This is a genomic window from Bradyrhizobium shewense (assembly GCF_900094605.1).
In the GTDB taxonomy this organism is placed as follows: domain Bacteria; phylum Pseudomonadota; class Alphaproteobacteria; order Rhizobiales; family Xanthobacteraceae; genus Bradyrhizobium; species Bradyrhizobium shewense.
Genome location: NZ_FMAI01000003.1, coordinates 1 through 13,738, shown reverse-complemented (window position 1 = coordinate 13,738; position 13,738 = coordinate 1). Strand labels below are relative to the sequence as shown.

Below are 13,738 nucleotides of genomic sequence, written 5' to 3'. Positions count from 1 at the left end.
CCGCCGATGGCCGCATCCGGGATCGCGCCGCGAATCCTCTGCATCGGCATTCCCGTGCGCGACCTCACCTTTCGGGTCGAGGCCGTGCCGGTGCGCGGCAGCAAGGCCAACGCCAGCCATCTCGCCGAGATCTGCGGCGGCAACGCGCTCAATGCCGCGATCGCGATTGCGCGACTTGGTGGTCACGTCTTTTTCGCTGGCCCCATGGGCGATGCGCGGGAGACATCGAGCGGCTTCATCCTCGACCAAATGGCGCAGGAGGGCATCGACACCACGCACATCGTGCGCATGCCTGATGTGACCACGCCGGTTTCCGCGATCATGATCGAGCCCTCGGGCGAACGGACGCTCACGATCTATCGCGATCCCGGCCTGTGGAGCGTGAAGCTGCCCGATGCCGACGAATTGCTGGCCGACTGCCGCGCCATCCTCGTTGAAAGCCGTTGTGCCTCATTCTGCATTGATCTCTGCGCCGAGGCCCGGCGACGCGGCATTCCCGTCATCGTCGGGGTCGATCGCGCGATGTCGCTGCAGGACGGCCTGCTGACCGCCGGCTCGCATCTGCTGTTCGCCAGCGAGCAGGTGCAGGAGACCGCCGGTATCGCCGACGACGGCAAGGCGTTGCGACGCCTGGCCAAGCTGACGCCCGCCTTCCTTGCCGCAACCCGCGGTCCGCTCGGTAGCATCTGGCTGAACGAGGCAGGCGAGCTGGAGGAGACCGCGGCCTTCCCGGTCCAGGCGGTCGATACGCTCGGCGCCGGCGACGTCTTTCATGGCGCCTTCGCGCTCGGCCTCGCTGAGGGCGGCGACGTGCGGCAGGCGCTGCGATTCGCCGCGGCCGCGGCAGCACTGAAATGCACCCGCCATGGCGGTGGCATGGCTGCACCCCAACGCATTGAAGTTGAAGAGTTTTTGCGAGGAAGGCCCTAGAGCAATTCCATGGATGAGCCGAGATTATGGGCTTGCTGGGGAAAGATTTTCTCTATATCAGGGAAATAAGCCCCTTAAATGGAACAAAGTTCTTCAAATGACCGACGTCGCCGTCCAGATCCCCGAGACCAGCCGCCGCCTCGATGCCATCGACCGCAAGATTCTGATGGTGCTGCAGGAGGATGCCTCCCTGTCCGTCGCCGAGATTGGCGACCGCGTCGGACTGTCCTCGACCCCCTGCTGGAAGCGCATCCAGCGCCTGGAGGCTGACGGCGTCATCCTGAAGCGGGTGGCCCTGGTCGACCAGAACAAGATCGGGCTCGGCATCTCCGTGTTCGTCTCGGTGGAAAGCTCCGATCATTCCGACGCCTGGCTCAAGAAATTCGCCGAAGCCGTCAGCGCGATGCCCGAGGTGATGGAGTTCTATCGCATGGCCGGCGACGTCGACTACATGCTGCGCGTCGTGGTCGCGGACATGCAGGCCTATGACGTGTTCTACAAGAAGCTGATCAGCGCCGTGCCGCTGAAGAACGTCACCTCGCGCTTCGCGATGGAGAAGATCAAATCGGTCACCGCGCTGCCGATCCCGGCAGTGGTGGCGGCTTAGCTCTTCTTCACCACACGGAAGCTGTCATCGCCCGGCTTGACCGGGCGAGCCAGTATCCAGAGACGTCAATCGTATACGGAGGGGCCGCGGCGTACTGGATACCCCGGTCAAGCCGGGGCATGACAGCGGTGAGGAAGGCATGGATCACGCCTGCCTCGGCCCGCCTCAAATCTTCTGATTGTACTCGCCGACTTCGGGATGCGTGCGCAGCACGCTGTTCACCATCTCGAACATGTCGTGCATGCGCTGCTCGGAGACCGGGCTCTCGACCACGACGACGAGCTCGGGCTTGTTCGAGGAGGCGCGCACCAGGCCCCAGCTTCCGTCCTCGACCGTGACGCGCACGCCGTTGACGGTGACGAGATCGCGGATCGACTGTCCCCCAATCTTGGCACCCTTGGCCTGCAAGCCCTCGAAGTGCTTCACCACCTGGTCGATGACGCCGTATTTGGTCTCGTCGGCGCAATGCGGCGACATGGTCGGCGACGACCATGTCTTCGGCAGTGCGTTCTTCAGGTCCGCCATCGACTTGCCGGGCGCGCGGTCGAGCATGTCGCAGATCGCGAGCGCCGACACCAGGCCGTCGTCATAGCCACGTCCATAGGGCTTGTTGAAGAAGAAGTGGCCGGACTTCTCGAAGCCCGCCAGCGCGCCGGTCTCGTTGGTGCGGCGCTTCATGTAGGAATGGCCGGTCTTCCAATAGGCGACCTTCGCGCCCTGCTTCTGCAGCACCGGATCGGTGACGAACAGGCCGGTCGATTTCACGTCGACGATGAACTGCGCGTCCTTGTGGATCGCCGACATGTCGCGCGCCAGCATCACGCCGACCTTGTCGGCAAAGATCTCCTCGCCGGTATTGTCGACGACGCCGCAGCGATCGCCGTCGCCGTCGAAGCCGAGGCCGACATCGGCCTTGTGATGCAGCACCGCATCGCGAATCGCGTGCAGCATCTCCATGTCTTCGGGGTTCGGATTGTATTTCGGGAAGGTGTGATCGAGCTCGGTGTCGAGCGGGATCACCTCGCAGCCGATCGCCTCCAGCACCTGCGGCGCGAAGGCGCCGGCGGTGCCGTTGCCGCAGGCCGCGACGACCTTGAGCTTGCGCGTCAGCTTCGGACGAGAGGTGAGATCGGCGATGTAGCGCGCCGGGTAGTTCTCGTGGAACTGGTAGGAGCCGCCGGCCTTGTTCTTGAACTCCGCGTTCAGAACGATCTCCTTCAGCCGCGTCATCTCGTCGGGACCGAAGGTCAGCGGACGGTTGGCGCCCATCTTCACGCCGGTCCAGCCATTGTCGTTGTGCGAGGCGGTCACCATCGCGCAGCAGGGCACGTCGAGATCGAACTGCCCGAAATAGGCCATCGGCGTCACGGCAAGGCCGATGTCATGCACCTTGCAGCCCGCCGCCATCAGGCCGGAGATCAGCGCGTATTTGATCGAGGCCGAATAGCCACGGAAATCGTGCCCGGTGACGATCTCCTGCTTCACGCCGAGCTCGGCGATCAGCGCGCCCAGCCCCATGCCGAGCGCCTGCACACCCATCAGGTTGATTTCCTTCTGGAACAACCAGCGCGCGTCGTATTCGCGAAAGCCCGTAGGCTTCACCATCGGCTCGGATTCGAAGGCGTAGGTGTTGGGCAGCAATACGGATTTCGGCTTGGGGAACATTGAGACGGTCTCGTGAAAAAGGGCAGGAATTGATGCAGCCTTAGCGAATGCCAGGCCGCAGCGGAAGGCGGGAATGAAGGCTTATGGCCGATAATTGCGGCAGTTTGGTAACGAAGAAACGTTACCGCGAGGGCGGTCGACGCAAATAGCTATCTTGAAATGGACGGCGCTTGATCGCGAAAGGCTCCGCCTATTGCTCCAGCACCATCTGGCCGTTGGAATATTCGAAGCGCTTCAGGCGGGAGAGAAAGGAGAGGCCGAGCAGGTTCTCCGACAGCGCCTCGTCGGGCAGCACCATGGCATCGACGTCGCGCACGACGAGACCGCCGACCTCGAGCATGGCGATGCGGGTGCGCGCGGCCTTGATGGTGCCGTTGGCGGTGGAGACGGTGGCGTTGTAATCGCTGCGCGAGGGACGCAGGCCAAAGCGGGCCGCCGAGGTCTCATTCAGCGCAACCACGGAGGCGCCGGTGTCGAGCATGAAGCCGATGCGCTGGCCGTCGATCCGGCCTTCTGCCTGGAAATGACCGCGGCCATCGCGGGGAATGGCGAGGCTGCGGCCGCCGGCAGGCGCGGTTGCCGCGACGGCGACCGTGGTGCGCGGCACCGAGGTTGCGGAGGCGGAGCTCATCTTGTCCGCCATCTGCGCCATGAAGGTGCCAAGGCCGATCATGACGGCTGCGACGATCATAATGTTACGCATCACACCACTTCCGAGCCGGAAAGCTCGATTTCACCACGCGACACGCCAGGCCGCGAGCATTGCCGCGGCCAGAGCAATGCTATTTTGACGAAAAGGATGAGCGAACGGTTAATGGGGATTCACGTCCCGCGCGGCTTGGCGCGTCGGGTCGGCACTGCGCTGGCCGGATCGTCCGGCCAGGGATGACGGGGATAGCGGCCGCGCAGGTCGGAACGGACCGCGGCGTAGCTGCCGCGCCAGAAACCGGGAAGATCGCGCGTCACCTGCACCGGGCGCTGCGCCGGCGACAGCAACTCCAGCACCAGCGGCACCTTGCCGGCCGCGATCGAGGGATGGCTGTTGAGGCCGAACAACTCCTGCAGCCGCACCGCGATGGTCGGCCCCTGCTCGGCCTCGTAGTCGATCGCGAGCATGCTTCCGGTCGGCGCCTCGAAATGCGTCGGCGCCTCGCGCTCGAGCCGCGCGCGCATCTCCCACGGCAGCAACGCCATCAGCGCGTCGGAGAGATCGCCGGACGAAATGTCCTTGAGCGCGATCTTGTCGTAGAGCGCCGGCACCAGCCAGTCGTCGCGGCGCGCGATCAATCCGTCGTCGGACAGGTCGGGCCAGCTGTCGCCCTCGGCCTTGCGCAGGAACATCACCCGGTCGCGCCATTGCTTTGCAGCCTTCGACCAGGGCAGCCGATCAAGGCCGGCGGCGATCAATCCTTCCGCGAAGATGCGCGCGGTGTCCTCGGAGGGCGACACGGCCAGTGTCGCTTCGGACAGCGTGATCGCATGCAGCGCGCGCTTGCGCCGCGCGCGCAGCGCCATCGCGCCGCGGTCGAACGAAATCTCGTCGGCGCTCTCGATATGCTCGGCGAAATGCCGCTCGATCTCGCTCTCAGTGATCTGCGCGGCGAGCAGGATACGCCCGCTCGCCGCCGTCCCGGTCATCTCGCCAATCGCGATGTAGGGCGCGCGGGCGAGCGAGGAGGTCTGCTCGACGGCGGCGCCACGGCCGTTGGCCAACACGAAACTGCCATTGCCGCGATTGCGCGCGACGCGATCGGGGAAGGCATAGGCGAGCATCAAACCGGTCGAGAGATCATCCTGCGGCCCCGCCTTCTCCGAAGCCGCCACTTGCGAGGCCCAGCGCCGCGCCAGATCGCGCGCGCTGGCGGCACGGGGCGAGCGGTCGCGGCGGAACTGGTCGCGCCGATGCTCGAGATCGACGCTGTCGCCGCCAAGCCCGCGCTCGGTGATGATGGCCGCGATCTCGGCGGCGGCTTCGCCCTCGCCTGCGCGATGCGAATCCACGATCATGCGCGCGAGCCGCGGCGGCAGCGCCAGCGCACGCAGGCTTTTTCCCTCTGCGGTGATGCGGCCATCGCCATCGAGTGCGTTGAGCTCGGAGAGGAGGCTTTTTGCCTCTTTCCACGCGGGCGCCGGCGGCGGATCGAGGAACGACAGCGCGGCGGGATCGCTCACGCCCCATTGCGCGAGATCGAGCACCAGCGAAGATAGGTCGGCGCTCAAAATTTCCGGCTGGGTGTAGGGCGCGAGCGAGGCCGTCTGCGGCTCGTCCCAGAGCCGGTAGCAGACACCTGGCTCGGTGCGGCCGGCGCGACCGCGGCGCTGGTCTACCGCCGCACGCGCAGCGCGCACGGTCTCGAGCCGGGTCAGCCCGATGTCGGGCTCGTAGCGCGGCACGCGGGCAAGACCGGAATCGACCACGATGCGTACGCCTTCGATCGTCAGCGAGGTCTCCGCGATCGATGTCGCCAGCACCACCTTGCGCATGCCTTTGGGAGCAGGCGAAATGGCGCGATCCTGCACGGTGGCGTCGAGCGCACCGAACAGCGGCACGATTTCGATGCTGGCGTCCTGCACGCGTTCGCTGAGAAAGTTCTGGGTGCGACGGATTTCGGCGGCGCCCGGCAGGAATGCCAGCACGGAGCCGCTGTCGGCGCGCAGCGCCGATGCGATCGCATCCGCCATCTGCCGCTCCACCGGCGCATCCGCCTTGCGGCCGAGATAGCGCGTCTCGACGGGAAAGGCGCGGCCCTCGCTCTCGACGACGGGTGCATCGCCAAGCAGCTTTGCAACGCGCGCGCCATCGAGCGTTGCCGACATCACGAGGATGCGCAGGTCTTCGCGCAGGCCGGTTTGGGCGTCACGGGCGAGCGCCAGGCCCATGTCGGCATCGAGCGAGCGCTCGTGGAATTCGTCGAACAGGATGGCGGCAACGCCTGGCAGCTCGGGATCGTCGAGGATCTGGCGGGTGAAGATGCCTTCGGTCACCACCTCGATGCGCGTGGTGCGCGAGATCTTCGAGCCGAACCGGACGCGGTAGCCGACGGTCTCGCCGGCGCGCTCGCCCAGCGATTTGGCCATGCGGTCGGCGCTGGCCCGCGCCGCGATGCGCCGCGGCTCCAGCACGATGATCTTCTTATCCCTAGCCCAGGGCGCATCGAGCAGCGCCAGCGGCACGCGCGTGGTCTTGCCGGCCCCGGGCGGGGCCACCAGCACGGCGGCATTGTTGGCCTCCAGCGTGCGCGACAAATCGTCGAGCACGGCATCGATCGGAAGGGGTGTGTCGAAACTGCGGGGCAAGATCTCGCATCCGTCATCGCCCGCCTTGCGCGCCGGGTGGGTGATCCAGTCAACTCAGATCCCGATCATCACGAAGATCGGGATGACTGGATACCCCGCCTTCGCGGGGTATGACAATCGTGTGTGGCGATCAGCCCTGCACAGGCGGGCGGCCGATGCTGTCATAGGTGAAGCCGGCGGCTTCCATGTCCTCGGGGCGGTAGATGTTGCGCAGGTCGACGACCACGGGCTGCGCCATGACGCTCTTCAGCCGGTCGAGATCGAGCGCACGGAACTGCACCCATTCGGTGACGATAACGAGCGCGTCGGCACCTTGCGCGCAGGAATAGGCGTCCTCGCAATAGGTGATATCGGGCAACTCGCCCTTGGCCTGCTCCATGCCGACGGGATCGAACGCCTTGACCGTCGCGCCCATGTCGATCAGGCCTGTCACCAGCGGGATCGACGGCGCATCGCGCATGTCGTCGGTGTCGGGCTTGAAGGTGAGGCCGAGCACCGCAATGGTCTTGCCGCGCAGCGAGCCGCCGAGCGCCTGGCTGACCTTGCGCGCCATTGCGCGCTTGCGATTTTCGTTCACGGCCAGCACGGATTCGACGATGCGCAAGGAGACGTCGTAATCCTGCGCGATCTTGATCAGCGCCTTGGTGTCCTTCGGGAAGCACGAGCCGCCGAACCCGGGACCGGCATGCAGGAATTTGGTGCCGATGCGGTTATCCAGGCCAATGCCGCGCGCAACCTCCTGGACGTTGGCGCCGGCTTTTTCGGAGAGATCGGCGATTTCGTTGATGAAGGTGATCTTGGTCGCGAGGAATGCGTTCGCGGCGTATTTGATCATTTCGGCGGTGCGACGCTCCGTGAACATCAGCGGCGCTTGGTTCAGCGACAGCGGGCGGTAGATGTCGCCCATCACCTTGCGGCCGCGCTCGTCGGAGGTGCCGACCACGACGCGATCGGGAAATTTGAAGTCGCGGATCGCTGCGCCCTCGCGCAGGAACTCGGGGTTCGAGGCGACGACGACGTCGGCGTTGGGATTTGTCTCGCGGATGATGCGCTCAACCTCGTCGCCGGTGCCCACCGGCACGGTCGACTTCGTCACCACGACGGTGAAACCGGTGAGCGACCGCGCGATCTCTTTCGCTGCGGCGTAGACATAGGAGAGGTCGGCGTGGCCGTCGCCGCGCCGCGACGGCGTGCCGACCGCGATGAACACGGCATCGGCATCGGCGACCGGCTTGGACAAATCGGTGGTGAAATCGAGGCGCTTGGCCTTGACGTTGGTCGCGACCAGCTCGTCGAGGCCGGGCTCGTAGATCGGAATCTCGCCGCGACGGAGCGCCGCGATCTTCTTCTCGTCCTTGTCGACGCAGGTGACGTCGTGACCGAAATCAGCAAAGCAGGCTCCGGACACCAGTCCCACATAACCCGTGCCGATCATCGCGATGCGCATGAAAATCCCTGTTTTAGATTGGTTAACGAAACCCCGACACGGGGCGGTTTAGCATTTTCCCGAGGGGAGGGAACAGTCCGCAGGCAAAAAAGCGGCATAGGAATTGAACCGGTAAAGAAGTCGGAAACCGTGCAGGCCCCACACTGCCCCGCACCCGAACAGGACGGGGCGGAACGCGCCTCGAAAAGAGACACCATGGCACCATCTGGCACAATTGCAGGGAGCGGAGGCAGCCAATCCCCTTCTGCCGCGCGTGTCGACTGGATCGACTACGCCAAGGGCATTTGCATCATCATGGTCGTGATGATGCATTCGGTGCTGGGGGTCGAGCTCGCCGCCGGCGAGAGCGGTTTCATGCATGTCGCCGTGGCCTTCGCAAAGCCGTTCCGGATGCCGGATTTCTTCCTGATCTCGGGCCTGTTCCTGCCGCTGGTGATCGATCGGGACTGGCGAACCTATCTCGACCGCAAGGTGGTGCATTTCGCCTATTTCTATGTCGTCTGGGTGACAATCCAGTTCGGCTTCAAGGCGCCGGCTTTCGCGGCGGAGACGAGCTGGCACCACGTTGGCTTCTTGTATCTCGAATCCTTCATCGAGCCGTTCGGCACGCTGTGGTTCATCTATCTGCTGCCGGTCTTCTTCATCGTCACAAAACTGACACGCAAATTCCCGCCGCTCGCGATTTGGCTGGTCGCCGCTGCCCTGGAGACAGCCCGGATCTCGACCGGCTGGACCGCGATCGACGAGTTCTGCTCACGCTTCGTCTATTTCTATTCGGGTTATCTGTTCGCGCCTCACGTGTTCGCATTGTCGGATCGCGCGAGGGAACATCCCGCCCTTGCGCTTGCAGCGCTCGCGACCTGGGTGCTGATCAATGCCGGCCTCGTCGCGTCGGGGGCCAGCGAATGGAGGATCGTCTCGCTCGTGCTCGGCTTTGCCGGTGCCTGCGCCATCATCATGATGGGCACGCTGCTCGCACGCGCGCAGTGGCTGAATTTCTTCCGCTTCTGCGGCGAGCATTCGATCGTGATCTATCTCGCCTTCTTCCTGCCGATGGCGGCGACGCGAACGCTGCTGCTGCGCACCGGCATCATTCCCGACATCGGCACGGTTTCGCTGATCGTCACCGTCGCCGGCGTGGTCGGCGCGCTCGCGATCTGGCGGGGCGCCTTGCTGTTCAATGCCCGCTTCCTGTTCGAGCGGCCGGATGCGTTCTGGATTGCGCCGAAGAAGGTTGGGCCGGTGTTGCAGGCGGCGGAGTAGCGCCAATCTCGGTGTCGTCACCCGGCTTGACCGGGCGTATTCCAGAGACAGTCGTTGTCGACCGATAGGGCGGCGTACTGGATTCCCCGCTTCCGCGGGGAATGACAGCGGGGGATAGCGGCGCCAGCAAGCCAAAAATCCCCCTCCCAAGGCTGTCAAAGCCCGCAAAAATTCATACATTGCGGCCATGCCAAAGACCTCCCCGAAGACCTCCGCCAAAGCCGATACCCCCACTGCCGCGCCAGCTGCTGCCAAACCGGTTGCGGCCAAACCGGTTGCAGCAAAGCCGGCCGGCAAGGGCGACCACATCTTCCTGGTCGACGGTTCCGGCTACATCTTCCGCGCCTATCACGCGCTGCCGCCGCTGAACCGCAAGTCCGACGGCCTGCAGGTCAACGCCGTGCTCGGCTTCTGCAACATGCTGTGGAAGCTGCTCCGCGACATGCCGGAAGACAACCGACCGACGCACCTCGCGATCATCTTCGACAAGTCGGAGGTCACGTTCCGCAACAAGATCTACCCGGAGTACAAGGCCCACCGGGCGCCGGCGCCTGACGATCTCATCCCGCAATTCGCGCTGATCCGCGAGGCGGTCCGCGCCTTCGACCTGCCCTGCCTGGAACAAGTGGGCTTCGAGGCCGACGACCTGATCGCAACCTATGTGCGGCAGGCCTGCGAGCGCGGCGCCAGCGCGACCATCGTGTCCTCCGACAAGGATTTGATGCAGCTCGTCACCGATTGCGTCACCATGTTCGACACCATGAAGGATCGCCGCATCGGCATCCCAGAGGTGATCGAGAAATTCGGCGTGCCGCCGAACAAGGTCGTCGAGGTACAGGCTCTGGCCGGCGATTCCACCGACAACGTGCCCGGCGTGCCCGGCATCGGCATCAAGACCGCGGCGCAGCTGATCACCGAATATGGCGACCTCGACCAGCTGCTATTTCGGGCCACCGAGATCAAGCAGCCCAAGCGGCGCGAGGCGCTGATCGAGAATGCCGAGAAGGCGCGAATCTCGCGCAAGCTGGTGCTGCTCGATGACAAGGTCGACCTTGAGGTGCCGCTGGACGACCTCGCGGTCCACGAGCCCGACGCACGCAAGCTGATCGCCTTCCTGAAAGCCATGGAATTCACGACGCTGACACGGCGCGTCGCCGAATATTCGCAAATCGATCCCGCCAATGTCGATGCCGACCCTGGCTATGCCAGCGGCGCCAGTGTGTTCACGACGCTGCCGCCCTCGGATGTCGTGCCTGCGCCGGGCGGCGATACGTCGGCGCAAGCCCGGGCGAAAGAGCCCAACAAGTCAGCGGGCAAGGACGACAAGGCTGCGAGCCCGAAGGGCGCGCCGATCTCGCTGGCCGCCGCGCGCGAAGAGGCGTTGCGCAAGCTTCCAGTCGATCGCGCCAGATATCAAACGATCAAGTCGCTCAAGGAGCTCGACGCCTTCATCGCGCGCATCCACGATACCGGTCATGTCGCGGTCGAGATCCGCGGAAACTCGATCGATCCGATGCAGGCCGATTTCTGCGGCATCGCGCTGGCGCTGGCGCCGAACGAGGCCTGCTATGTGCCGCTGGCGCACAAGCAAGCTGGCGGCGGGGCCGGCCTGTTCGACGCCGGCCTTGCACCCGATCAGGTCAAGCATGCCGATGCGATCGAGGCGCTGCGGCCGGTGCTGGAATCGGCGGGCATTCTCAAGATCGGCTTCGACCTCAAATTCACCGCCGTGATGCTGGCACAGCATGGCATCACCTTGCGCAACACCGACGATGCGCAATTGATCTCCTACGTGCTCGATGCCGGCCGCGGCTCGCATGCGATCGAATCGCTGTCCGAGCGCTGGTTCGGACACGCCATGCTGAAGGAGAGCGAGCTGCTCGGCAGCGGCAAGGGCAAGATCACCTTCGACCAGGTGCCGATCGACAAGGCCGCGGCGCTGTCGGCCGAAGGCGCCGACGTCGCCTTGCGCGTCTGGCGCGTGCTGAAGCCGCGCCTCGTCGCCGAGCACATGACCGCGGTCTACGAGACGCTGGAGCGGCCGCTGGTCGCTGTGCTTGCGCGCATGGAGCGGCGCGGCATCTCGATCGACCGCCAGGTGCTGTCGCGGCTGTCCGGCGACTTCGCCCAGACTGCGGCCCGCGTCGAGGCCGAGATCCAGGAGATCGCGGGCGAGCCGGTCAATGTCGGCAGCCCCAAGCAGATCGGCGACATCCTGTTCGGCAAGATGGGACTGTCAGGCGGCACCAAGACCAAGACCGGCGCCTGGTCGACCACCGCGCAGGTGCTCGACGAGCTCGCCGAGCAGGGCCATGACTTCCCGAAGAAGATTCTGGAGTGGCGCCAGGTCTCCAAGCTGAAATCGACTTACACCGACGCGCTGCCGACCTACGTCAATCCGCAGACCCATCGTGTGCACACCACCTACGCGCTGGCCGCGACCACGACGGGCCGGTTGTCGTCGAACGAGCCGAATTTGCAGAACATCCCGGTGCGCACCGAAGACGGCAGAAAAATCCGCCGCGCCTTCATCGCAACACCCGGGCACAAGCTAGTCTCCGCCGATTATTCGCAGATCGAGCTGCGGCTGCTGGCGGAGATCGCCGACATTCCCGTGCTGAAGCAGGCGTTCCGCGACGGGCTCGACATTCACGCCATGACGGCATCGGAAATGTTCGGTGTGCCGATCAAGGGCATGCCGAGCGAGATCCGCCGCCGCGCCAAGGCGATCAATTTCGGCATCATCTACGGCATCTCCGCGTTCGGCCTCGCCAACCAGCTCGGCATCGCCCGCGAGGAGGCCTCGGCCTACATCAAGAAATATTTCGAGCGCTTCCCCGGCATCCGCGCCTACATGGACGAGACGCGCGACTTCTGCCGGCAGAACGGCTATGTCACCACGCTGTTCGGCCGCAAATGCCACTACCCCGACATCAAGGCCTCCAACGCCTCGGTGCGCGCCTTCAACGAGCGCGCCGCGATCAACGCGCGGCTGCAGGGCACCGCTGCCGACATCATTCGCCGCGCCATGACGCGGGTGGAGGATGCCCTCGCCGAGAAGAAGCTGTCGGCGCAGATGCTGCTGCAGGTGCACGACGAATTGATCTTCGAGGTGCCCGACGCCGAGGTCGAGGCGACGCTGCCCGTCGTACAGCATGTGATGCAGGACGCGCCCTTCCCGGCCGTGCTGCTGTCGGTGCCGTTGCACGTCGATGCGCGCGCGGCGACCAACTGGGACGAGGCGCATTGAGGCTGCTCTTTACCTCTCCCGCTTGCACTCGCTGACGCCACACAGCCGGTGTCGTCCCCGCGAAAGCGGGGACCCATAGCCACTGGATCGGGTTTGGCGAAGATTGCCCATGACGATCTCGCGCCAAACTTCTCCCTGGGGGTATGGGTCCCCGCGTTCGCGGGGACGACGTTGGAGTGACATGCGAGAACCTGAATTGTCCTCCGAGCAATTGCGCGATGGCCCCACCGCGCCTCGCATATTAGAACCGTGCCATCTCCCGCACCGGTTCACCCATGCCCCACACCTCCGCCCTGCTCGGCTTCGCCCTCGTCTGCCTTGGCCTCGTGCTCACGCCGGGGCCGAACATGATCTACCTGATCTCGCGCTCGATCACGCAAGGCCCGGCGGCAGGCATCGTTTCGCTCGGCGGCGTCGCGCTCGGCTTCGTGTTCTACATGCTGTGCGCGGCGTTCGGCATCACGGCGCTACTGCTCGCCATTCCCTTCGCCTATGACGCGCTGCGCTTTGCCGGCGCGGGTTATCTGTTCTGGCTTGCCTGGCAGGCGGTGAAACCGGGCGGACGCTCGCCGTTCCAGGTCAAGCAGCTCGCCATCGACAGCCCGCGCAAATTGTTCGCGATGGGTTTTATCACCAACCTGCTCAACCCGAAGATCGCGATGCTTTATCTCGCGCTGCTGCCGCAGTTCATCGATCCCACCGCCGGCAGCGTGCTGACGCAGTCGGTCGTGCTGGGGGCAATCCAGATCGCGATCAGCGTCAGCGTCAACGCGATGATCGCGCTCGCGGCGGGATCGATCGCGCAATTCCTGGCGAACCGGCCGAGCTGGATGCTGGTGCAGCGCTGGCTGATGGGCACGGTGCTGGCCGGGCTCGCGGTACGGATGGCGGTGGAAGCGAAGAAGGTGTGAGGCACTTTGTCCAGCGGATGGATAGGTAACAAAACAGACCGGATGGATGGGTAACAGTTGTTCATGATTTGGTCGGCTGCGGCGCGGCGCTGGCGCTGCGCCGTAGCTTGCGCGTTTTCTGGTCGATGATGCCGATCGGTACGTTGAAGAAGCGCACTTGCCAGGTTCCGTCTTCGGTCTCCTCGACGGCAACGGCTTCACCAACGAGAGCGCTGCAAATGTGAATGAGCTCGCCTCGCCATTTGATCTCGCCGTTGGAGCGAACCTGGCGCACCGCGGCTTCGGCCGGGTAATCAGGCTCGGGAAGCCGCCTCGGCATCGCACGCGGCGAGGGCTGATAGACGCTGGCAGGTGGGCGTTGGCCAAGC

The 13,738-nt window shown here is 64.9% G+C and carries 9 protein-coding genes and 1 pseudogene; 5 read left to right on the top strand and 5 right to left on the bottom strand.

The window, feature by feature from the left end; translation table 11 throughout:
* Window positions 1–6 precede the first annotated feature (6 nt).
* Both GA0061098_RS06935 and GA0061098_RS06930 read left to right on the top strand, forming a co-directional pair.
* On the top strand, window positions 7–930 hold the full coding sequence (locus tag GA0061098_RS06935) for a sugar kinase (RefSeq protein ID WP_091955398.1): 924 nt from the start codon (window positions 7–9) through the stop codon (window positions 928–930).
* A gap of 97 nt (window positions 931–1,027) precedes the next feature.
* Complete coding sequence (locus tag GA0061098_RS06930; protein ID WP_018320799.1) at window positions 1,028–1,537, top strand: Lrp/AsnC family transcriptional regulator; 510 nt, start codon at window positions 1,028–1,030, stop codon at window positions 1,535–1,537.
* Window positions 1,538–1,702: 165 nt separating this feature from the next.
* Here GA0061098_RS06930 and GA0061098_RS06925 read toward each other — a convergent pair whose 3' ends face one another.
* The 4 genes from GA0061098_RS06925 to GA0061098_RS06910 form a co-directional block, all read right to left on the bottom strand.
* Window positions 1,703–3,202 (bottom strand): phosphomannomutase/phosphoglucomutase, encoded by a 1,500-nt coding sequence (locus GA0061098_RS06925; protein ID WP_091955394.1) that lies wholly within the window; start codon window positions 3,200–3,202, stop codon window positions 1,703–1,705.
* Window positions 3,203–3,392: 190 nt separating this feature from the next.
* Window positions 3,393–3,905 carry a TIGR02281 family clan AA aspartic protease gene (locus GA0061098_RS06920; protein WP_165637207.1) on the bottom strand — a complete coding sequence of 171 codons (513 nt, stop codon included), beginning with the start codon at window positions 3,903–3,905 and terminating at the stop codon, window positions 3,393–3,395.
* 119 nt (window positions 3,906–4,024) lie between these two features.
* Window positions 4,025–6,499, bottom strand: a complete 2,475-nt coding sequence (gene hrpB, locus GA0061098_RS06915; protein ID WP_165637206.1) for an ATP-dependent helicase HrpB — start codon at window positions 6,497–6,499, stop codon at window positions 4,025–4,027.
* Window positions 6,500–6,629: 130 nt separating this feature from the next.
* Entirely contained in the window at window positions 6,630–7,946 is a 1,317-nt protein-coding gene (locus GA0061098_RS06910; RefSeq protein WP_091955383.1) for a UDP-glucose dehydrogenase family protein, read from the bottom strand.
* 195 nt (window positions 7,947–8,141) lie between these two features.
* Between GA0061098_RS06910 and GA0061098_RS06905 the strand changes: the two genes are divergently transcribed.
* From GA0061098_RS06905 to GA0061098_RS06895, 3 genes are all read left to right on the top strand, one after another.
* Window positions 8,142–9,209 carry an acyltransferase family protein gene (locus GA0061098_RS06905; RefSeq protein ID WP_091955379.1) on the top strand — a complete coding sequence of 356 codons (1,068 nt, stop codon included), beginning with the start codon at window positions 8,142–8,144 and terminating at the stop codon, window positions 9,207–9,209.
* Between the two features lie 187 nt (window positions 9,210–9,396).
* Window positions 9,397–12,459, top strand: coding sequence for a DNA polymerase I (gene polA, locus GA0061098_RS06900; RefSeq protein ID WP_091955374.1), 3,063 nt, complete (start codon window positions 9,397–9,399; stop codon window positions 12,457–12,459).
* A 275-nt stretch (window positions 12,460–12,734) separates the two neighbouring features.
* A complete protein-coding gene (locus GA0061098_RS06895; protein WP_091955371.1) occupies window positions 12,735–13,370 on the top strand; it encodes a LysE family translocator in 636 nt (211 codons plus the stop codon).
* 61 nt (window positions 13,371–13,431) lie between these two features.
* Here the strand turns inward: GA0061098_RS06895 and GA0061098_RS44800 are convergent.
* A pseudogene (locus GA0061098_RS44800) lies at window positions 13,432–13,738 on the bottom strand (integrase); the annotation flags it as partial.

Bases quoted from the DNA above. Each gene is read 5' to 3' on its own strand.
- GA0061098_RS06935 (WP_091955398.1), top strand. From the start codon at position 7: ATGGCCGCATCCGGGATCGCGCCGCGAATCCTCTGCATCGGCATTCCC.
- GA0061098_RS06930 (WP_018320799.1), top strand. From the start codon at position 1,028: ATGACCGACGTCGCCGTCCAGATCCCCGAGACCAGCCGCCGCCTCGAT.
- GA0061098_RS06925 (WP_091955394.1), bottom strand. From the start codon at position 3,202: ATGTTCCCCAAGCCGAAATCCGTATTGCTGCCCAACACCTACGCCTTC.
- GA0061098_RS06920 (WP_165637207.1), bottom strand. From the start codon at position 3,905: ATGCGTAACATTATGATCGTCGCAGCCGTCATGATCGGCCTTGGCACC.
- GA0061098_RS06910 (WP_091955383.1), bottom strand. From the start codon at position 7,946: ATGCGCATCGCGATGATCGGCACGGGTTATGTGGGACTGGTGTCCGGA.
- GA0061098_RS06905 (WP_091955379.1), top strand. From the start codon at position 8,142: ATGGCACCATCTGGCACAATTGCAGGGAGCGGAGGCAGCCAATCCCCT.
- polA (WP_091955374.1), top strand. From the start codon at position 9,397: ATGCCAAAGACCTCCCCGAAGACCTCCGCCAAAGCCGATACCCCCACT.
- GA0061098_RS06895 (WP_091955371.1), top strand. From the start codon at position 12,735: ATGCCCCACACCTCCGCCCTGCTCGGCTTCGCCCTCGTCTGCCTTGGC.